Below are 19,030 nucleotides of genomic sequence, written 5' to 3' on the forward strand. Positions count from 1 at the left end.
CCGCCGCGGTGCTGACCGGGGCCGGTGGCTACTTCTTCTTGCCGCCGGTGGTCTCCTCCAGCTTGAGGGCGACGCCGAGGGCGAAGAAGGTCGGGGCCCACTCGCCCACGAACAGGCCCCAGCGGTCGGCCTGGGCCTTGTCCTTGGACTTGCTGAAGTCCACGGCCCAGGAGGTGAAGGACAGGCCGATGGACACGAAGCCCGCCATGTAGGCGTGCTCGCTGCGGATGCCGAAGTCCTGGAGTGTGCTGAGCATGTGTCTGCCTCTTTCGGATTGCTGGTCGGGTGCGGTGCTGGGAGTTCCAGTCTCACACGATCGGCCCGAACAGAAAAGCAGGCTGATCAAAAAGAGCGCTGAGCGGTGGTTCGCAACGCATGGGATGCCGGCGCGTCCGCCGCACGGGACGAGTGCCGATGTGGGCGGATGTGGGGTCGTCCGAACGGGCATTAACAGATGCAAAAAACTGTTTCCTCATGCAAACTGATCCATACCCGACCCGGTGGACACCACCGCGGCGGGGCGGACGTCGAACCGGTCGGGGGGCCGGTGGCGTCCACGACCCGGGGGCGAGGGAGCATCCGGGCCGGGCCGATGATCTCTGGGGGGAAACATGTTGCCATCCGTCGTGGGTGCTCTGCTGAGCACCGTCGTCCTCGTCTACGTCCTGTCGAACGCGAACTACACGCGCCACAAGCGCTTCATCGAGGGCGCCAGGACGCTGCGCCGGTCCATCGTCGTCGTCTACGCGGTGCTGCTGGTGCTCAACCTGTGGTGCGCCACGATCATGCCCTCGACGTTGATCTGCGACGGGATCGCGGTGGCGACCCTGGTCGCCACCGGCTCCTTCGGCTTCGTCATCGCCGAACGGAGGATCCCCGCGACCACCGTGGTCGAGCGGCGGAGGGTGCTGGCCGTCGGGGCCCACCCGGACGACCTCGAGCTCGCCTGCGGGGCGACCCTGGCCAAGCTGGTGGACACCGGCCACGAGGTCCGCGGCCTGGTGATGAGCTCCGGCGAGGTCGGCGGCAACGAGAGCCTGCGCCCGGCCGAGGCCCAGCGCGGCGCCGCGTTCCTCGGACTCACGGGTCTGCGCGTGCACGACTTCCCCGACACGAAGCTGGAGACCGTCAGCAACGACATGGTCCGGGCCATCGAGGCCGCGATCCGGGAGTTCGAGCCGGACGTGATCTTCACCCACTCCGCCCACGACCAGCACCAGGACCACTACGCCGTGCACCAGGCCACCCTGCGCGCCGCGCGGGCCCACCACTCGATCCTGTGCTTCGAGTCGCCGTCGGTGACCCGGGAGTTCAACCCGTCCGTGTTCGTGGACATCGACGGCTACGTCGACGTCAAGGTCGAAGCCGTGCTGGCCCACCGGAACCAGGCCGGCAAGCCCTACATGACCCCCGGGCGGGTCCGCGGTCTGGCGGCCTTCCGCGGGGCGCAGGCGAAGAACGTCAACGCGGAGGGCTTCGAGCCGGTCCGGCTGCTCGGCTCCGCGATCGGCGACCTGTAGACGGCCCCGCGGGGACTCGGCGGCGGCCCGGCCCGGCGTCGTTCAGACCGGGCCGGAGCTGCCGGCCGGGTACTCGACCAGGGGGACCCGCCCGTCCTCGAAGGCGGCCAGCACCTCGTCGACGATCCGCCACCCCTGCTCGGCCGCGTCCCCGCGGACGCTGAAGGTGTGGTCGCCCTCGAGGACGCCCCGCAGCACGCTGCCGTAGGCGGTCAGGCCCGGCCGCGCCATCCCGGACGAGAGCGTCACCCGCGTCATCCCGCGGGAGTCGAAGGGTCCGCCCACGTTCAGCTCCAGGCTCAGCTGCTCCTCCTCGAGGCCCATGCGCAGCACGTCCGGGGCGACGTCGCCGGCGCGGGGCAGCTGCTCGTAGTCGTGCGGCGGCCGGCGGAACGTGATCGCGATCTCCTGGCGCGGGGCGCCGACGGCCTTGCCCGAGCGCAGCGTGACGGGCACGCCGTTCCAGCGCCACGTGTCGACCTCGAGGACCACCTGGGCGAACGTCTCCGTTCCGCGGTCCGGGTCCACCCCCTCCTCGGCCGTGTAGTCGGGCAGCTCGCGGCCGTCCACGCTGCCGGCGCTGTAGCGGCCGCGGGCCGCGGCCCCCGCGACGTCGTCCCCCCAGGGCTTCGCGGCCCGCAGGACGTGGCTGGTCAGGGTGGGGATCTCCACCTGGTCGAACGACGAGGGCGGCTCCATCATGACGAGCGCCATCACCTGCAGCAGGTGGGACTGGATCATGTCCCGCAGCGCCCCCGTGGCGTCGTAGAAATCCGCGCGGCCCTCCAGGCCCAGGGTCTCCTCGAAGACGATCTCCACGGACTCCACGTGCTCCCGGTTCATGAGCGGCTCCAGCAGCCGGTTGGCGAAGCGCAGCCCCACGAAGTTGAGCACGGCCGGCATGCCCAGGAAGTGGTCCACCCGGAAGGTCCGCTCCTCCGGGACGAGCCGGGCCACGAGCCGGTTCAGCTCCCGGGCCGTCTCCGCGTCGGAGCCGATCGGCTTCTCGAGGGCCAGGACCAGGTCCTCCGGCAGGTCGAGCTCCGCCATCACCTCGCAGGCCCGCGCGGTGGCCGACGGCGGCAGGGCGAAGTACAGGCACACCGGCCCCTCGACGTCGTCGAGCAGGCCCCGGAGGTCCTCGGGGTCGGTGACGTCGCACGCGAGGTACCGCGCCGTCCCACGGGTGTGCTCCACCGCGGGCCCCGACGCCCCGACGGAGGCGAAGGCCTCCGCCACGACCTGCGTCCAGTCGACGTCGGCCTCGGGGCTGCGCGAGGATCCGACGACGTCGATCCGGAGCTCCGGGGCCGAGGTCAGGAGCGTGCCCAGCCCCGGCAGCAGCAGGCGGGACGTGAGGTCGCCGGTGGCGCCGATGATGACGAGAGTCCTGATCTTGTCCATGCCAGCACGCTACCCCGGCCCCGCGGGCCACGCCTCCTGCGCTCCGGGACGCCCTCCGGCCCCCTCCGGCCCCCTCCGGCCCCGTCCGGCGCTCCGGGTGCGGTCGTGCTCCGGCGTCTCCCGTGCTCCGGCGTGCCCGGTGTGCCCGCGCCTCCCGTGCCGTCCGTCCCGTGTCCTCCGTGACGGCGGCGCCGTGTCCAGCGGGAGTTCGGCGTCGGCTGGTTGAATGGGTGGATGAGCGACGACGCGACCCGGCCCCCCTCCACCCATCTGGAGGACTACGCCCTCCTCTCCGATCTGCACACCGGCCCGCTCGTGTCCCGGGACGGCAGCGTCGACTGGCTGTGCTTCCCCCGCTTCGACTCCCCGTCGGTCTTCGCGGCCCTCCTGGGCACGCCGGAGGACGGGCGCTGGAGGCTCGCCGCCGTCGACGGGGAGGTGACGTCTCGGCGCTACCTGCCGCGCACCTTCGTGCTCGAGACGACGTGGCGCACCCCCACCGGGACCGTCGTGGTCACCGACTTCCTGCCCCCGGTGGGGGCGCGGGACGACCACCCGGACCACGCCGACCTCGTCCGGCGGGTCGAGTGCGTCTCGGGCACGGTCGAGGTGGAGCACGACCTGCGGATCCGCTTCGACTACGGGCGCGCCCTGCCCTGGACGCGGCGGGTCGACATCGACGGCAACGGCACGTGCGGGCTGCTCTCGATCGCCGGTCCCGACGCCCTGCTGCTGTCCGGCCCGATGCTGCACCCCCAGGACTCCCCCCGCGCCGACGCGATCGAGGAGGCGGCCGCGGCGGAACCGGGGCGCCCCGACGACGACGAGGGCGCGGTCTCCGGCCGGCTGGGCGGGCGCTTCCCCCTGACCGCCGGCGAGTCCCACGACTGGGTGCTGACCTGGTACGAGTCCCACCACGACGTCCCGATGCCGGTGGACCCGGGCGGGGCGCTGGACCGGGCGGTCTCCTTCTGGACCGAGTGGTCCTCCCACGTGGGCACGCACAAGCGCCACGAGCAGGCCGTGCTGCGCTCGCTGCTCGTGCTCCGCGCCCTCACCCACCGCGGCACCGGGGGGATCGTGGCGGCCCCCACCACCTCGCTGCCCGAGGAGTTCGGCGGGGTGCGCAACTGGGACTACCGCTACACCTGGCTGCGGGACGCGGCCCTGACCATCGAGGTGCTCGTCGCCCACGACTTCACCGACGGTGCGCTGCACTGGCGGAACTGGCTGCTGCGGGCCGTGGCCGGGGACCCCGACCAGGTCCAGATCATGTACGGCCTGGCGGGGGAGCGGCAGCTGCCCGAGACCGAGCTGGACCACCTCGGCGGGTACGAGGGATCGACCCCGGTGCGGGTCGGCAACGGCGCGGTGGACCAGTACCAGGCGGACGTCGTCGGAGAGGTCATGCTCGCGCTCGCCGCGCTCCGGGACGCGGGGGTGGAGGAGGACCGGTGGTCGTGGGGGCTGCAGAAGAACCTGCTGCGCTTCTGCGAGCGCCACTACGACCGGGCCGGCCACGGGATCTGGGAGATGCGCGGGCCCTCCGCGTTCTTCGTGCACGGGCGCGCCATGATGTGGGCCGCCTTCGACCAGGGCGTGCGCGCCGTGGAGCAGCACGGTCTGAGCGGCCCGGTCGAGCGGTGGCGCGAGCTGCGGGACCGGCTGTGCGCCGAGATCATGGAGCACGGCTTCGACGCCGAGCTGAACACGTTCACGCAGACCTACGACAACACCGAGGTGGACGCCTCGCTGCTGCAGCTGCCGCACACGGGCTTCGTGGCCTACGACGACCCGCGGATGCTCGGCACCGTGGCGCGGATCGAGCGGGACCTGCGGGGGGAGCACGGGCTGGTGCACCGCTACCGGACCGCCTCCGGCCTGGACGGTCTCGAGGGCGACGAGTACCCCTTCCTCATCTGCACGTTCTGGCTCGTGGAGCAGTACGCGCGCAGCGGCCGGGTGGACGACGCCGGGGAGCTGCTGGAGCAGCTCGCGGGCTACGCGAACGACCTCGGTCTCTACGCCGAGGAGTACGACCCCGTCAGCGGGCGGCTCGCGGGGAACTTCCCGCAGGCGTTCAGCCACCTCGGCTTCATCCGCGCCGTCGACGCCGTGGTGCGGGCGCGCGCCGGTGAGGACAGTGCGGAGCGGTTCCGGTCGTAGGCGCGGGCCCCGGTGCCGGGTGCCCGCCCGGTGCGGGCTTCGGGCTCGGGGGCGGCCCGGGCACCCCGCGCGGGGCAGGCGCCGGGCGCCGGGCAGGCGCCGGGTGCCGACCACGGGCCGGATGGAGTAGAACGGGGAGCATGAGCACCCACGACCCGACCGCCGACCTGCCCGCCGACCTGACGGACGGTCTCGAAGTGGAGCATGCCGTCCCGGTCGGCGGCGGTGACACGGCGGCGGCCTTCCGCCTCGAGACGGCCCGGGGTCCCCTGTTCGTCAAGACGATGGCCGATCCGCCCGCCGGGATGATGGCGGCGGAGGTCGCCGGGCTGCGCGCACTGCGCGAGCACGCACCGACGTCCCTCGGCGTGCCGGAGGTCGTGCGCTGGACGGAGGACGGCATCGTGCTCGAGTGGATCGACGAGGGCCGGGGCCGGCACCGGCCCGATACCGAGGAGGAGTGCGGGCGCGGGCTCGCGGCGCTGCACCGGGCGGAGGGGACGGCCTTCGGCGGGCTGGACCCGGAGCTGCCCGGGAGGATCGGGTCCTTCGAGGTCGACCTGTCGCCGACCCAGGACTGGGCGGCCTTCCTGCTCGACCGCCGGATCCGTCCGCTCCTGCGAGCCGCGGTCGCCGCCGGGCGGATCGCCCCGCGCGCCGCGGACCTGCTCGAGGAGCTCGCCCCGCGGTCCGAGGAGCTCGCCGGACCGGAGGAGCCGCCGACCCTCGTGCACGGAGACCTGTGGGCGGGGAACCGGCTCGTGGACGCCGGCGGGCGCAACTGGCTGATCGATCCGTCGGCGTACTGGGGGCACCGCGAGGTCGACATCGCGATGATGCTGCTGTTCGGCGGTTTCGGCGAGGACTGCCTGGCCGCCTACGACGCCGAGCACCCGCTCGCGCCCGGCTGGCAGGAGCGGGTGCCGTGGTACCAGCTGCCGCCGCTGCTGGTGCACGCCGTCCGGTTCGGCGGTGGCTACGGGGACGCGACGCTGCGGGCGCTGCTGCGGCTGCGCGGCTGACCGTCGGCGCTCTGCCGCTCCTCGCCGTCCCGGACGCCGCCGCGCCGGCGGAAGTACGCCGTGGCCAGCACCACCAGGACCGCCGCCGCGGCCGCGGCCCACGCCAGGAGCATCGACTGCGGCTGGTCCGTGGCCCGGCCGACCGCGATCCAGGACAGCCCCCACGCCGAGGCGGCGGCCACGGCCCAGCGGCCGCCGACCCGCCTCTGGACGGCGGCGACGACCGCGGCCAGCACGAGCACGACGGCGACGCCGATCCACTCGGCGCCCCGGCCCTCCTGCGGCACGCCCGAGTCCACGAGAGCAGCCGCCACGTTGGCGGCCGTCGCGACGGACACCCAGCCCAGGTAGAGCCCGAAGGTGCCGTCCACCACGACCGTGTCGAGCGGACCTCGCCGGCCCGGAACACGCGTCAGACGGTCCACCAGCAGACCCAGGACCAGGACCAGGGCGACGATGACCACGACGCTGACCCAGATCCAGCCCTGCTGGGTGACGAGCAGCCAGCCCGCGTTGAGGAGCATGGACGCCGCCGCGAGCCAGCCGGTGGCGCGGGCCCGGGGGTCCGTGGCCCGCGAGGGCAGCCACTGCCAGACGGTGTAGGCGAACAGTCCCAGGTAGATCACCGACCAGATCGAGAACGCCGTGCCGGCCGGCGCGAGCAGGGTCGCGTCCGCCGCGAGGCTGCCGCCGGAGGACTCCGCGACCCGGGTGCCGAAGATGCCGATCCCGACGAGCGTGCCCAGGACGCACGCGACCTCGCTGACCGTGACCACCACCTGGCGGGTGCGGTCCGCGGCGGTCGGCCGGGAATCGGGATGTCGGGCGGGGGAAGCGGTCACGGCGGCGGGGCCTTTCTCGGGTGGCACGGGTCGCGGGGTGTGGAACCTCGATCTCCACGGTAGGCCCCGGACCTGATCGCCGCCAGGGACGGTGCGGCACCCGCGGAGCCGCCGGCTGACCTGCGGGGTCCCCGGCTGACCTGCGTCTTCGGCGGACCGGTGTCCTCTGCGCCCGGCCGGGCCGTGCCCCTAGAGTTGCCGGATGGAACCCAACCAGAACCCCCGGCCCGTCGTAGGACTCCTCGGCGCCACCGGCATCACCGGGCGCGTGGCGCTGACCCACCTCCTGGCGCGGGCGCCCGAGGCGGGGGCGGACGTCGTCGTCGGCGCCCGGGACCCCGAGCGCGTGCGCGCCCTGTGCGCCGAGCGGGACCTCCCCGCCCCCGAGGTCCTGCCCGCCGACATCGCCGACCCCGACTCGCTGCGGGCGTTCGTGCGCCGGGTCGACGTGCTGGTGAACCTCGCCGGTCCCTACACCCGGCTGGCGCCGCCGGTGCTCGCCGCGTGCGTCGCGGAGGGCACCCACTACGTCGACGTGACCGGCGAGTCCCAGCTCGCCCACCGGACCGACCGGGACCTGCACGAGGCCGCGCGGGCCGCCGGGGTCGCGATCGTGCACACGGCGGGCTTCGAGGCCCTGCCCGCCGACGTCCTCGTCGACGCCGCCCGCCGGCACGCCGCCGCCCGCGGCGAGGTCCTGCGCACCGCGGACCTCGTGACCTCCGTGTGCACCCCGCCGGGGACCGGCTTCTCGGAGTCGGTCTCGGGCGGGACCGTGCAGAGCCTCGTCGAGGTCCTGCGGGACCCCGACCCCGCCCGCACCGGGGACGTCGCCGCCCGTCTCCCGGAGCCTGCCCCGGGCACCGGGACGGCGTCGGACCCCGACGCCGTGCGGGCGTTCAGCCCGCTGCGCCTGCGCGCCCGGACCGCCGACGGCCGGGTGCTCGCGCCCATGAGCCCGCTCGCGGCGATCAACCCCCCGGTGGTGCACCGCACCCAGGCCCTCAGCCCCGTGGCCGGGGCCGCCGCCCACCCCGTCGCGTTCCGCGAGGCCACGGCCATGGGCCGCTCGGGCGGGCCCCGGGGGGCCGGGCGCCTCCTCGCGGCGGAGGCGGTGGCCGCCTTCCAGACGTTCGCCGGGCTCGCCACCGGCCTGCCGCACCCGGTGCGCGCGCGGCTCGCCGACGTCCTGGCGGGAGTGCTGCCGCAGGTGGGGACGGGCCCGGAGGGCGACGTCCTCACCGGCTGGTCGTGGACCACCCGCGGCGTGTTCACCACCCACGAGGGGAGCAGCTTTCCCGCCGTGCTCGAGGCGCAGGGCAATCCCGGCTACGGCACCACCCCGTGGCTGACCACGGAGCTCGCCCTCCGCATGGCGGTGCGCGGCGTCCCCGACGCCGCGCTCGGCTCGACCACGCCCGCCCTCGCCCTGGACGGCGACGTCGACGCCCTGCGGCCGGCCCGGGTGCACATCACGGTCGGCTGAGCCGGGTGCACATCACGGTCGGCTGAGCACCGTGGGCCGAGCGCGCACCGGCCCCCGTCCCTCGGGAGGGACGGGGGCCGGTGGGAGACCCGGGTGTCCGGGACTACGGCTTGAGCACCACCTTGATGCAGCCGTCCTCCTTCTTCTGGAACTTCTCGTACATCTCCGGCGCCTGGTCCAGCGGTACCTGGTGGGTCGCCAGGTCGAGCACGCCCAGCGGGTCCGACGGGTCGTCCACGAGCGGGAGCAGGTCGTCGATCCACCGCTTCACGTTGCACTGGCCCATGCGCAGCTGGAGCTGCTTGTCGAACATCGTGAGCAGCGGCAGCGGGCTCTTCGTGCCGCCGTACACACCGCTGAGCGAGATCGTGCCGCCGCGGCGGACGGCGTCGATGGCCGTGTAGACGGCGTCGAGCCGGTCCGTGCCGACGGTCTCCATGGCCTTGCGGGCCAGGGGGCCCGGCAACAGCCCGACCGCCTGGTGGGCCATGCCCGCCACCGGCGAGCCGTGCGCCTCCATCCCGACAGCGTCCACCACGGAGTCCGGCCCGCGGCCGTCCGTGAGGTCCTTCAGCCGCTCCGCCACGTCGCCGGAGGACTCCATCGTCTCGATGCCGTGGCGCTCGGCCATGGCCCGGCGCTCGGCGACCGGGTCCACCGCGAACACGCGGTAGCCCAGGTGCCGGCCGATCCGGGCGGACATCTGGCCGATCGGGCCCAGGCCCAGCACCGCGAGCGAGCCGCCCTCCGGGGGAGCGGCGTACTGCACGGCCTGCCACGCGGTGGGCACCACGTCGGAGAGGTACAGGTAGCGCTCGTCCTCACCCGTCTCGGGGACCTTGACGGGCCCGTAGTCGGCGTGCGGCACCCGCAGGTACTCGGCCTGGCCGCCCGGCACCGAACCGTACATGCGGGAGTAGCCGTAGATGGCGCACCCGCTGTTGTACTCCCGGACCTGGGTGGTCTCGCACTGCGACTGCAGCCCCTGGCTGCACATGTGGCAGCGCCCGCAGGAGATGTTGAACGGGATCACGACGCGGTCGCCGGGCTTGAGGTCCGTGACGGCCGAGCCGACCTCCTCCACGATGCCCATGGGCTCGTGGCCGACGATGTCGCCCTTGTCCATGAACGGGCCCAGCACCTCGTACAGGTGCAGGTCCGACCCGCAGATCCCGGACGAGGTGATCCGGACGATCGCGTCCGTGGGCTCCTGGATCTGCGGATCCGGAACCTCCTCGACGCTCACCGAGCGCTTTCCCTGCCATGTCAGAGCCTTCATCGATCCTCCTTCTCAGAGCTGTCCCCCCGGGTCGGTTGGACAGCATGCTGATCTGTTCGGTCGGAACGATCCTACAAGCCGGTGCCCCGCTCCGAACAGTGCGCCGGTCCGGCCGGCGGCCCGGCGGCCGGGTCCACGGCCGCCGTCCTCCCGGCATTCCCGGCGGCGTTCCCGTCGCTGTTCCTGTCGGCGTTCCCGTCCTCCGTCCCGGCTGCGCCGCCGCTCGGCCCACCGTTCGGCCCGGTTCCCGAGGTGCCGCCCGGCTCGTCGTTCGACGTGGCGCCCGGCTCGCTGCCGAGCTCGCTGCCGGGCTTGTCGTCCGATTCGCCGCGCAGGAAGTACGCACCGACCGAGCCGGCCAGGGTCGCGAAGACGGCCACCGAGTAGAGCGCCAGCACCACCTCCAGCACGCGGGGGAAGCCGCCCTGCGCCCCGAGCTCCCGGCCCGTGACCGTGGACATCGCCGCGTCGGAGAGCGCCAGGCCGTACCCCTCGTAGTAGCCGAGGAGGTAGAGCAGCTGGCTCGAGACCAGCACGACGACGCCGGTGACCGCAGCGAGCCAACCGATCCGGCTGGACAGCAGCTTCCCCGCCGAGCGCGAGCCCCGCACCCCGGCCGAGAGCACGCTCCCCGCCCGGGTCAGCCGGGTGAGCCGGAGCAGCCGGGCGGCCTGCAGGGCGCGGACGAAGCGCAGGAAGGGCAGCAGCAGGAACAGCACCTGCCACCAGTTGCGCTTCCAGAACCGGGCGGAGAACCGGGCGATGTACGCCCGGAGCAGGAACTCGCCGACGAACACGGCCCAGAAGAGCCAGCCGACCACGTTGAGGACGGCCACGAGCCCGGGGTCCTCGGCGAGCAGCTGGCCCAGCACCACGAACAGGAACAGGATGCCCAGCACGCCCATGGGCCGGTCGAGCCGGCGCGCGATCTCCTCCGCCAGGCCGAGCTGCTCGGTCTCGTCGACCGGCCGCCGGCCCTCGTGCCGCGCGTCGTCGTTCCTCGCCACTGCTGTTCCCTCCGCCGAGCCGTCCGGTCCCCGGGACCCACGGTAGGCCACGCGCTCGTGACGCGGTCCCTTGACCGCCCCTGCACGTCCGTTGACGGCGCGTGCAGTGAACCGTCCGAACCTCCGCCGGGAACTGTGCCCGGGGTCACACTGGGCGTGTTCCCACCCGGGGCCGCACCCGTTCCCGCCGAAGGAGTACCACCGTGCAGCAGTCCGCTCCCACCGCGCCACCGTCCGCTCCCAGCACCGCACCGCCCGGGCCCGACGGCCGTCCCGCCCGCGACCGCGGATGCGAGGGCTGAGCCGTGAGCACCGCACCGACCGCCCGCGACCGGGCCGCGGCGCACGGCCACGTCACCGAGAGCACGGGCCTGGAACGCCGGACCCTGACCGTCCCGTCGCTGGTCTTCCTGATCATCGCGGCCTCCGCGCCGCTCACGGTCCTGGCCGGAGGCGTCCCGTCCACGTTCGCCGTGACCGGCCTGCTCGGGGTGCCCCTCGGCTTCCTGGTCCTCGGCGTGATCCTCGCGCTGTTCGCCGTGGGCTACGGGGCGATGTCCTCGCGCATCACCAACGCGGGTGCGTTCTACGCCTACGTGGCCGACGGCCTGGGCCACCGCCAGGGCATCGGCGCCTCCTGGCTCGCCCTGATCAGCTACAACGCGATGCAGATCGGTCTCTACGGCATCTTCGGCTTCGTCCTGTCCTCCTTCCTGGAGGCGCGTCTGGGCCTGGCCGTGCCCTGGTGGGCCGCGGCCTTCGCCGGACTCGTCCTCGTGGGGCTGCTGGGCGTGAGCCGGATCGACCTCTCCGCCAAGGTGATCGCGGTCCTGGTCGCCCTCGAGTTCCTCGTGGTGATCGTGGTCGACGTGATCTCCCTGGGCGTCGCTCCCGAGGGCATCAGCGCCCAGCCCCTGATGCCCTCCGAGTTCTTCACCTACGGGATCGGCGCCGTGCTGTCCTTCGGGATCGCCGCGTTCATGGGCTTCGAGTCCGCCGCGATCTACAGCGAGGAGGCCAAGGACCCGGCGCGGGCCGTCCCGCGGGCCACGTTCACCGCGGTGGCCGTCATCTCGGTGTTCTACGCCTTCTCCGCGTGGGCCCTGGCCGTGGGGGTGGGCCCGGGCGGGATCGTGGGCGCCTCCCAGGAGTACGGGCCGGACCTCGTGTTCGTGTTCCTGGGCGAGCAGGGCGGAGCGCTGCTCGCGGACATCGCCCAGGTCCTGTTCATCACGAGCCTGCTCGCCGCGCTCATCGCCTTCCACAACGCGGTCGCCCGGTACTTCTTCTCGCTGGGCCGCGAGAGCGTGCTGCCGCGGTGGCTCGGCGCCGTCGGGCGGCGCAACCACGCCCCGGTGGCCGGATCCCTCGCGCAGAGCGCGCTCGCCGTGGTGCTCGTGACGGTCTTCGCGATCGCCGGGCAGGGCTCCGAGCTCGGCCCCCTCTTCCCGGTGCTGACGCTGTTCACCTGGCTGGTCAACGCGGGCGCCTTCGGGCTGGTCTTCCTGCTGGCCGTCACCTCCCTGGCGGTCATCGGGCACTTCCGGCGGGACCCGGGCGGGCGCTCGGCCTGGGTGCGCTGGATCGCCCCCGCGCTGTCCGCGGTGGGCCTGGGCACGGTCTTCGTCCTGGTCCTGGTGAACTTCGACGTCCTCATCGGCGCCGAGGGGCCCAGCCCCCTGGCCGTCGTCATGCCGGCGGTCATCCTGGCCGCCGGGCTCGCGGGCCTGCTCTGGGGCGAGTACCTCCGGCGCCACCGGCCCGAGGTGTTCGCCGGAGTGGGCTCGGGCCGCGCCGTGGAGGGCGGCGGATCCGTGCCGCAGCTGGACGCCCCGGACGCACCCGGCGCCCAGGAGGCCCCGGAGACGCCCGAGACCGCGGGCGTCGTGGGGGACTCGAGGGGCGGGCGGTGACCACCCCGGACCTCGGGGCGCCCGGGGCGGCCGGCGCGGTCGCGGCGAGCCGGGCGCCGCGACCGCCGGGCGGTCCGCCGGGGGCGCATCGCCGGGTCGGCGGCCCGCTCCGGGCGCCGCGACCGGTGGGATCGTTGCACCGGGCGGAGGCCCCGCTCCGGGTGCCGCGGCCGCAGGCCGACCTCCTCCGCGCGCTGCTCGTGCTGGGAACGGCCGCCTCGGTCGCCCTGCACGGGCAGATGGGCCTCGGCGGCGCCCACGGCCCCGGGTGGTCGGCGCTCATGGGGGTCATGGCGGTGCTGTGCCTGACCTGCCTGCCCGGCCTCGTCCGGACCGCCGACCCCGCGGGCACGGTGCGGATGACCATGGGCATGGCCCTGGCGATGGCGCTCGGCCACGTGCTGCTCCTCCCGCTGCTGGACGCGGGCTCCGGGGCGCACGGCCACCTCGGGCACCACGCGGACACCTCCGCCGTCTCCGCGGCGAGCACCGCCGGGGCGGGCCACGGCGGCATGCTCCTCGTGGTGGGGGTCGAGCTCGCCGTGGCCGTCGTCGCGGTCACCTGGCTCCGGCGACACAATCGGCGGATGACCTACCGTTCGGTATAGCATGGCGACCCAGATGTGATGCCGGTCACGGCCCGGGCCCCGGTGGTCCGGGCCCTGCCGGCCGCCGTGCCGGACAGGGAAGGGATCTGCCGAATGGTCACCACGAGGACCGGACCGGGGCCCGACGCCGCGAGCCCGGAGCTCGTGGCGTCCATCCAGGACTGGTCGCGCCTGACCTCGCGCTCCTTCGTCCCCCTGAGCTGCACGACCACGGCCGCACGGACCTTCCGGGCGGGTCTCGTGGGCCGGGAGGCCGGGAACCTGCACGTCTCGCACCTGCGGTTCTCGCCGCACGCGGTCGAGCGGGTGCCGACCGGCTCGGACGACGCCGGCGGCGGTCGCTTCAAGGTGAACCTGCAGCTCGAGGGGCGCTGCGTCGTCGAGCAGGACGGCCGGCGGAGCGTCCTGGACCCCGGCGACCTCACCCTCTACGACACCTCCGAGCCCTACCGCCTGGAGTTCCCCGAGGAGTCCCGGCTGCTGGTCCTGATGTTCGACCACCGCGTCCTCGACCTCCCGCCGGCCGCCGTCGCCCAGCTGCGCGCCTGCCGGCTCGGGCCCGAGGGCGCCGTGCACGACATGGTGGCGTCCTTCCTCCGGTCGATGGCGGACCACATGGAGGCCCTGGACGGGATGAACGGCCAGCGGCTCGGCAACTCCGCCCTCGACCTGCTCACCACCTCCTTCAACCTCGAGCTCGACGACCAGGTGGCGGCCTCCTCCCACGAGAAGGACCGGCTGCGGGCTCGCGTGCACGACTTCGTCGAGGCCAATCTCGCCCGGCCGGACCTCGGACCGACGACGATCGCCCGGGCGCACTACATCTCGGTGCGCCGGCTGCACCAGGTCTTCCAGGAGGAGGGCACCACGGTCTCCACCTGGATCCGCACCCGCCGGCTGGAGCGCTGCCGGCGGGCGCTCGAGGACCCCGTCGGCGCCGGGGTGCCCGTGGCGCGGATCGCCGCCCGGTGGGGCTTCCCCGACGCCGCCCACTTCTCCCGCGTGTACAAGGCCGCCTACGGCGTCTCCCCGTCCGCGGCGCGCGCCCGGGCCCTGGGCGGCTGACCCAGCCACCACCTGCCGGGGCGGGAGCACGGCCCGCGCCACGCGCACACCCACGGCGGCCTCGACCTGCTCAGGAACTCCGCCGCCGAGCACGGGTTCGCCGTCCTGGCGCCGTCCTCGCCGGGCTTTGTCCCGCCGGCGGGGCGACGCGGAACGCCGAGGATCTTCGTCTCCCACGGGACCGGCGACGAGACCCTCCCGGTCGACCGGACGAGCCGACGCATCGTGCCCCGGCTCGAGGAGGACGGCTACGACGTCACCTACGCCGAGTTCGCGGGCGGGCACACCGTTCCGCCCGAGATCGTGCGCCGGGCCGTGGAGTGGCTGGGCGGGCAGCAGCAGCTCGGGAGGCCGGCGTGACCCGGCCGGTCGCAGCGGTGCACCCGGCTCAGGAGATGCCGTTCTCCTGCAGCCACATCTCCAGCAGACCCAGCTGCCACAGCACGTTGGAGCGCAGCGGCGTGTGGTGCTGGTTGGGGTCGGCCAGCAGGGTCTCCACGACCTCCGAGTTGTAGAGCCCCCGCCGCACCGCCGCCGGGTCCGTCAGGGCGGCCTCGACCCGCTCGAGGGTCCCGCCCTCGAGGGTGCGGATCGCCGGCACGGGGAAGTAGCCCTTCTTCCGGTCGATCACCTCGTCCGGGACGATCCCCCGCGCCGCACGCTTCAGGACGCCCTTGCCGCCGTCGGCGAGCTTGAGCTCCGGCGGGATGCGCCCGGCGAACTCGACGAGCTCGTGGTCGAGGAACGGCACCCGGGCCTCGAGCCCCCACGCCATGGTCATGTTGTCGACGCGCTTGACCGGGTCGTCCACGAGCATCACCGTGGAGTCGGTGCGCAGGGCGGCGTCGACGGCGGTCTCCGCGCCCGGACGGCCGAAGTGCCGCTCGATGAACGCCGTCGGCGCGTCGTGGGTCGCCATCCACTCGGGGGAGAGCACCTTCGCGAGCCGGGACCACGGCCGGTCGAAGAACGACTCGGAGTAGGTCTGCCGGGCGTCGTCCCGCGCGACGTCGGCCAGCGGCGGGTACCAGTGGTAGCCGCCGAGCACCTCGTCGGCGCCCTGGCCCGACTGCACGACCTTGACGTGCTGCGAGACCTCCTCGCTGAGCAGGTAGAACGCCACGCAGTCGTGGCTGATCATCGGCTCGCTCATCGCGGCGACGGTCCGGTCGATCGCCGGGACCAGTCGCGCGTCGTCGATCGCGACCTGGTGGTGGTCGGTGCCGAAGCGGCGGGCCACGAGGGACGAGAACTCGAACTCGTCCCCGGACTCCTCGCCCCGGGACTCGAAGCCGATGCTGAACGTCCGCAGGTCCTCCTGGCCGCCCTCCGCCAGGAGGGCGACGACGAGGCTCGAGTCGATGCCGCCGGACAGCAGCACGCCCACCGGCACGTCCGCCACCATGCGCCGCTGCACGGCGGTGCGCAGCTTCTCGACGAGCCCGTCCTGCCAGTCCTGCTCGGACCAGTCCGAGCGGTCCTCGTCGCGGGTGAACTGGGGGTTCCAGTACTCGAGGTCCGAGGCCGAGCCGTCGGGCTCGACGGTGCGCACGGTCGCCGGGGGCAGCTTCCGGACGCCCTTCAGGACGGTGCGCGGGGCCGGGACCACCGAGTGGAAGGTGAGGTAGTAGGACAGGGCGGTGCGGTCGATCGAGGTGTCGACGCCCCCCGCCGCCAGCAGCGCCTGCACCGTCGAGGCGAAGCGCAGCCGTGCCCCCGTGTGGTCGACGTAGAGCGGCTTGATGCCCAGCCGGTCGCGCGCCAGGACCGTGCGCCCGCTCGTGTGCTCGGTGATCGCGAACGCGAACATGCCGTGGAACCGGTGCACGCACTCCCGGCCCCAGTGGTGGTAGGCCTTCAGGGCGACCTCGGTGTCCGAGGTCGAGAAGAACTCGTAGCCCATCCCGCGCAGCTCCTCGCGCAGCTGCCGGTAGTTGTAGATCATGCCGTTGAACACGATCGACAGGCCCAGCCGGGAGTCCACCATCGGCTGTCCGCCCGACGGGCTCAGGTCGACGATCCGCAGCCGGCAGTGGCCCATGGCCACCGGTCCCTGGGCCCAGACGCCCTGCCCGTCCGGGCCGCGGCCGGCCTGGGCGCACGTCATGCGGTGGATCGTGCCCGGGTCCGCGGCGGCACCGTCGAACCGGACCTCACCGGCGAGACCGCACATCAGCGCTCACCCCCGCTCCGGGGCGCAGGGCGGGTCGGGACCGGAGTTCCGTGGCGCGAGAGCATCTACCCATGTTAGGCGGCTCGGGGCCGGGCGCCGGTCACCGGGGTGACGGTCCGTCCGGTCACGGGGTGTCAGTCCGCCGTCTCCAGGCGCTCCAGCAGGTCCAGGGCCCGGCGCCGGGTCTCCTCCGTCACCCGGTCCGGCACCTCCGCCAGCCGCAGCGCCGCGTCCGCGATGCGGGCCGCCGCGTCCTCGGGCAGCCGCGGGTCCGCCCGCTGCCGCTGGAGGATGACGTTCTCCACGAGACCCATCACCACGGCCGCGTCGAACGGTGCGGCGGGGTGCCCGCTCGTGCGCTCCAGCAGCGCTCCGTAGATCCGTTCCAGGGCGTCCCGGTTCTCGTGGAACTCCTCGAAGCCCTCCGCCCGCAGCTCCGCGGCGAAGTAGAGGGCCCCGAGGTTCTGGGGGTCGTCGAGGAGCAGGCGGGTGTCGGCGAAGCACAGGGCCCAGAGCGCGACGTGCCCGGGGGCGTCCGCGGTGAGCAGCCGTTCCGCGAGCCGGCGCGAGGGCAGCACGGTGCCGAGCACGAGGCGCAGCAGGACGTCCTCCTTGGACCGGAACCAGTGGTAGACGCTCGCCTGCTGGAGACCGGCGGCCTCGGCGACCGCCCGGGTGCTCGTGCGTCCGAAGCCCCGGCGCACGAACAGCTCCCCGGCGGCGTGGAGGATGTCCTGCTCGGCTCCGCGCCCGGTGGGGGAGGTGGTGCTCTTGCGCGGGCGTCCCGGGGTCCTGGTCACGTCCCCGAACCTACCAATCCCGGCGATCGCGGGGGCGGGACCGGAGTTACACGGCCGAAACCGGCGCCGAACCCGGGGGAAACCCCGCCCTGGTTCGATATCTGTCAATCGACAGGAAACTCTCTCGTCACGTCAGAAGGAGCCGGCCATGACCGACACCCAGACCACGTCCTCGACGGGGACCACCGCCGGGGCCCGGGCCCACGCCCGCGCCCAGGAGGGCACCGCGGTCGAGTGCCGCCCCACCGTCCCGGCCACCACCTCCACCGAGGCACCGGGCCGGGTGGCCCCGCAGGACCTCGTGTGGGCCGAGCGCGTGGCCGGCGGGAACTACACGCACAAGGTCCTGGACCGCGGGACCGCCGTCCGGCTCACCGACGTGCTGGGCGACGCCTGCGCCTCGGTCCTGCTCTACAACGCCGCCGAGCCCTTCGAGCGGCTCAACGTGGCCGACACCGTGAAGATCCAGTGGCAGGTGTACTCCGGCGCGGGCCAGGTCCTGCTCTCCGACCAGGGGCGTGCGATGGCCACGGTGGTCGAGGACGGCTCGGGCCGCCACGACGCCCTGTACGGGGCCAGCACCCGGGCCCGCAACGAGGAGCGCTACGGGGACGGCCAGCCGCAGGGGCCGAGCCCCGCAGGCCGTGAGCTGCTGGTCCTCGCCGGTGCCAAGCACGGGCTCTCCCGGCGGGACGTCGCCCCCTGCGTCTCCTTCTTCCAGGGCGTCGAGGTCACCCCCTCCGGCCACCCGGTGTTCACGGGCTCCGCCGGGGCGGGCGCCGCCCTGACGCTCGTCACCGAGATGCCGTGCGTGCTGCTCATCGCCAACGCGGCCCACCCGCTGGACCCGCGCGAGGAGTACGTGAGCACCCCGCTCGACGTCGTCGCGTGGCGCGCCCGACCCACCACGCCCGAGGCCCCGGCCTGGAACTCCGCCCCCGAGCGCCGCCGCGCCTACCAGAACACCGCGGAGTACCTCCGCGCCCGCGGCCTGGCCTGAGACCCCCGAGCGACGAGAACGAGGAAATCCGCCATGACTGCTCCCACCACCGCACGCCCCACCGTCCCGGCCGCCGGGACCTCCGGCCACGCCGACCCCGCGTCCCGGTTCGGCCCCGAGCTCCGCCGCGAGACCGTGGCCCCGCTCGCCCCCTGGTCCGCCGTCCTGGCGGCCGGCCAGGTGCTGACCATCGTGGACGTGGACGGCAACCAGGCCGTCGACTTCCTGGTCTACGACGCCGCGGACACCGCCCGGGCCTACAGCGCGCAGGCCACCCTGCAGGGTCAGGACAGCGTCTACCTGACCGCCGGCTCGGTGCTGCGCAGCAACGAGCACGAGCCGCTGCTGACCGTGGTCGGCACGGACGTGGAGCGCCACGACACCCTCGGCGGCGCCTGCTCCAAGGAGTCCAACACCCTGCGCTACGGCCACCACACCTGGTCCCAGCACGGGTGCGCCGACAACTTCCTGGCCGAGCTCTCGAAGTACGGCATGGGCAAGCGGGACCAGGTCTCCAACGTCAACTGGTTCATGAACGTCCCGGTGGACCCGGACGGCGCGCTCGGCATCGTGGACGGCATCTCCGCGCCGGGGCTGTCGGTGAGCCTGCGGGCGGAGCGGGACGTGCTCGTCGTCGTCTCCAACTGCCCGCAGATCAACAACCCGTGCAACGGCTTCGACCCGTCCCGTGCCGAGATGATCATCAGTGCCGGCACCGCGGCCCCGGCCCGGCAGGAGGCGTGAG

At 73.8% G+C, this 19,030-nt stretch carries 17 protein-coding genes; 10 read left to right on the forward strand and 7 right to left on the reverse strand.

Annotated elements, in window-relative coordinates; translation table 11 throughout:
- Positions 1–28: 28 nt before the first annotated feature.
- Entirely contained in the window at positions 29–256 is a 228-nt protein-coding gene (locus tag ACH9D3_RS10835) for a hypothetical protein (RefSeq protein WP_396400131.1), read from the reverse strand.
- Positions 257–611: 355 nt separating this feature from the next.
- Here ACH9D3_RS10835 and ACH9D3_RS10840 point away from each other — a divergent pair, with 355 nt between their 5' ends.
- Positions 612–1,520, forward strand: a complete 909-nt coding sequence (locus tag ACH9D3_RS10840; protein WP_396400132.1) for a PIG-L deacetylase family protein — start codon at positions 612–614, stop codon at positions 1,518–1,520.
- 42 nt (positions 1,521–1,562) lie between these two features.
- On the opposite strand, the gene ACH9D3_RS10845 is transcribed toward ACH9D3_RS10840, so the two are convergent.
- The gene (locus tag ACH9D3_RS10845; RefSeq protein WP_396410900.1) at positions 1,563–2,924 is read right to left on the reverse strand and encodes a glucose-6-phosphate dehydrogenase; all 1,362 of its coding nucleotides are present in this window, start codon (positions 2,922–2,924) and stop codon (positions 1,563–1,565) included.
- 234 nt (positions 2,925–3,158) lie between these two features.
- Here ACH9D3_RS10845 and ACH9D3_RS10850 point away from each other — a divergent pair, with 234 nt between their 5' ends.
- The gene (locus ACH9D3_RS10850; RefSeq protein WP_396410901.1) at positions 3,159–5,090 is read left to right on the forward strand and encodes a glycoside hydrolase family 15 protein; all 1,932 of its coding nucleotides are present in this window, start codon (positions 3,159–3,161) and stop codon (positions 5,088–5,090) included.
- Between the two features lie 140 nt (positions 5,091–5,230).
- Positions 5,231–6,112 carry a fructosamine kinase family protein gene (locus ACH9D3_RS10855; protein ID WP_396410902.1) on the forward strand — a complete coding sequence of 294 codons (882 nt, stop codon included), beginning with the start codon at positions 5,231–5,233 and terminating at the stop codon, positions 6,110–6,112.
- Here the strand turns inward: ACH9D3_RS10855 and ACH9D3_RS10860 are convergent.
- Positions 6,067–6,954, reverse strand: coding sequence for a tryptophan-rich sensory protein (locus tag ACH9D3_RS10860; protein WP_396410903.1), 888 nt, complete (start codon positions 6,952–6,954; stop codon positions 6,067–6,069). The two genes, ACH9D3_RS10855 and ACH9D3_RS10860, sit on opposite strands and share 46 nt — an antisense overlap.
- 202 nt (positions 6,955–7,156) lie before the next feature.
- On the opposite strand from ACH9D3_RS10860, the gene ACH9D3_RS10865 reads away from it, so the two are divergent.
- Positions 7,157–8,440 carry a saccharopine dehydrogenase NADP-binding domain-containing protein gene (locus ACH9D3_RS10865; protein ID WP_396410904.1) on the forward strand — a complete coding sequence of 428 codons (1,284 nt, stop codon included), beginning with the start codon at positions 7,157–7,159 and terminating at the stop codon, positions 8,438–8,440.
- A gap of 103 nt (positions 8,441–8,543) precedes the next feature.
- Here the strand turns inward: ACH9D3_RS10865 and ACH9D3_RS10870 are convergent, their stop codons facing one another.
- A complete protein-coding gene (locus ACH9D3_RS10870; protein ID WP_396410905.1) occupies positions 8,544–9,719 on the reverse strand; it encodes an alcohol dehydrogenase catalytic domain-containing protein in 1,176 nt (391 codons plus the stop codon).
- A 71-nt stretch (positions 9,720–9,790) separates the two neighbouring features.
- The gene (locus ACH9D3_RS10875; RefSeq protein WP_396410906.1) at positions 9,791–10,726 is read right to left on the reverse strand and encodes a hypothetical protein; all 936 of its coding nucleotides are present in this window, start codon (positions 10,724–10,726) and stop codon (positions 9,791–9,793) included.
- A gap of 305 nt (positions 10,727–11,031) precedes the next feature.
- Here ACH9D3_RS10875 and ACH9D3_RS10880 point away from each other — a divergent pair, with 305 nt between their 5' ends.
- The 4 genes from ACH9D3_RS10880 to ACH9D3_RS10895 all read left to right on the forward strand — a co-directional run bounded on the left by ACH9D3_RS10880 (position 11,032) and on the right by ACH9D3_RS10895 (position 14,672).
- A complete protein-coding gene (locus tag ACH9D3_RS10880; protein ID WP_396410907.1) occupies positions 11,032–12,639 on the forward strand; it encodes an amino acid permease in 1,608 nt (535 codons plus the stop codon).
- On the forward strand, positions 12,636–13,247 hold the full coding sequence (locus tag ACH9D3_RS10885; protein ID WP_396410908.1) for a hypothetical protein: 612 nt from the start codon (positions 12,636–12,638) through the stop codon (positions 13,245–13,247). Before ACH9D3_RS10880 ends, ACH9D3_RS10885 begins: the two co-directional genes overlap by 4 nt.
- Positions 13,248–13,340: 93 nt before the next feature.
- Positions 13,341–14,312 carry an AraC-like ligand-binding domain-containing protein gene (locus ACH9D3_RS10890; RefSeq protein WP_396410909.1) on the forward strand — a complete coding sequence of 324 codons (972 nt, stop codon included), beginning with the start codon at positions 13,341–13,343 and terminating at the stop codon, positions 14,310–14,312.
- Between the two features lie 225 nt (positions 14,313–14,537).
- Complete coding sequence (locus ACH9D3_RS10895) at positions 14,538–14,672, forward strand: hypothetical protein (protein ID WP_396410910.1); 135 nt, start codon at positions 14,538–14,540, stop codon at positions 14,670–14,672.
- A gap of 28 nt (positions 14,673–14,700) precedes the next feature.
- Here the strand turns inward: ACH9D3_RS10895 and ACH9D3_RS10900 are convergent, their stop codons facing one another.
- Together ACH9D3_RS10900 and ACH9D3_RS10905 are read right to left on the reverse strand one after the other, a co-directional pair.
- Positions 14,701–16,485 (reverse strand): N-acetylglutaminylglutamine amidotransferase, encoded by a 1,785-nt coding sequence (locus tag ACH9D3_RS10900; RefSeq protein WP_396410911.1) that lies wholly within the window; start codon positions 16,483–16,485, stop codon positions 14,701–14,703.
- Positions 16,486–16,619: 134 nt separating this feature from the next.
- Positions 16,620–17,285 carry a TetR family transcriptional regulator gene (locus ACH9D3_RS10905; RefSeq protein WP_396410912.1) on the reverse strand — a complete coding sequence of 222 codons (666 nt, stop codon included), beginning with the start codon at positions 17,283–17,285 and terminating at the stop codon, positions 16,620–16,622.
- A gap of 148 nt (positions 17,286–17,433) precedes the next feature.
- Here ACH9D3_RS10905 and ACH9D3_RS10910 point away from each other — a divergent pair, with 148 nt between their 5' ends.
- Together ACH9D3_RS10910 and ACH9D3_RS10915 are read left to right on the forward strand one after the other, a co-directional pair.
- Positions 17,434–18,285, forward strand: a complete 852-nt coding sequence (locus ACH9D3_RS10910) for an urea amidolyase associated protein UAAP1 (protein WP_396410913.1) — start codon at positions 17,434–17,436, stop codon at positions 18,283–18,285.
- A 33-nt stretch (positions 18,286–18,318) separates the two neighbouring features.
- Positions 18,319–19,029, forward strand: a complete 711-nt coding sequence (locus ACH9D3_RS10915; protein ID WP_396410914.1) for an urea amidolyase associated protein UAAP2 — start codon at positions 18,319–18,321, stop codon at positions 19,027–19,029.
- The last annotated feature ends 1 nt before the right edge of the window (position 19,030 follow it).

Origin of the sequence: Kocuria kalidii (assembly GCF_044462225.1) — a bacterium.
Taxonomy (GTDB): Bacteria; Actinomycetota; Actinomycetes; order Actinomycetales; family Micrococcaceae; genus Kocuria; species Kocuria kalidii.

Bases quoted from the DNA above. Each gene is read 5' to 3' on its own strand.
- ACH9D3_RS10835 (WP_396400131.1), bottom strand. From the start codon at position 256: ATGCTCAGCACACTCCAGGACTTCGGCATCCGCAGCGAGCACGCCTAC.
- ACH9D3_RS10840 (WP_396400132.1), top strand. From the start codon at position 612: ATGTTGCCATCCGTCGTGGGTGCTCTGCTGAGCACCGTCGTCCTCGTC.
- ACH9D3_RS10845 (WP_396410900.1), bottom strand. From the start codon at position 2,924: ATGGACAAGATCAGGACTCTCGTCATCATCGGCGCCACCGGCGACCTC.
- ACH9D3_RS10850 (WP_396410901.1), top strand. From the start codon at position 3,159: ATGAGCGACGACGCGACCCGGCCCCCCTCCACCCATCTGGAGGACTAC.
- ACH9D3_RS10855 (WP_396410902.1), top strand. From the start codon at position 5,231: ATGAGCACCCACGACCCGACCGCCGACCTGCCCGCCGACCTGACGGAC.
- ACH9D3_RS10865 (WP_396410904.1), top strand. From the start codon at position 7,157: ATGGAACCCAACCAGAACCCCCGGCCCGTCGTAGGACTCCTCGGCGCC.
- ACH9D3_RS10870 (WP_396410905.1), bottom strand. From the start codon at position 9,719: ATGAAGGCTCTGACATGGCAGGGAAAGCGCTCGGTGAGCGTCGAGGAG.
- ACH9D3_RS10890 (WP_396410909.1), top strand. From the start codon at position 13,341: ATGGTCACCACGAGGACCGGACCGGGGCCCGACGCCGCGAGCCCGGAG.
- ACH9D3_RS10900 (WP_396410911.1), bottom strand. From the start codon at position 16,485: ATGTGCGGTCTCGCCGGTGAGGTCCGGTTCGACGGTGCCGCCGCGGAC.
- ACH9D3_RS10910 (WP_396410913.1), top strand. From the start codon at position 17,434: ATGACCGACACCCAGACCACGTCCTCGACGGGGACCACCGCCGGGGCC.
- ACH9D3_RS10915 (WP_396410914.1), top strand. From the start codon at position 18,319: ATGACTGCTCCCACCACCGCACGCCCCACCGTCCCGGCCGCCGGGACC.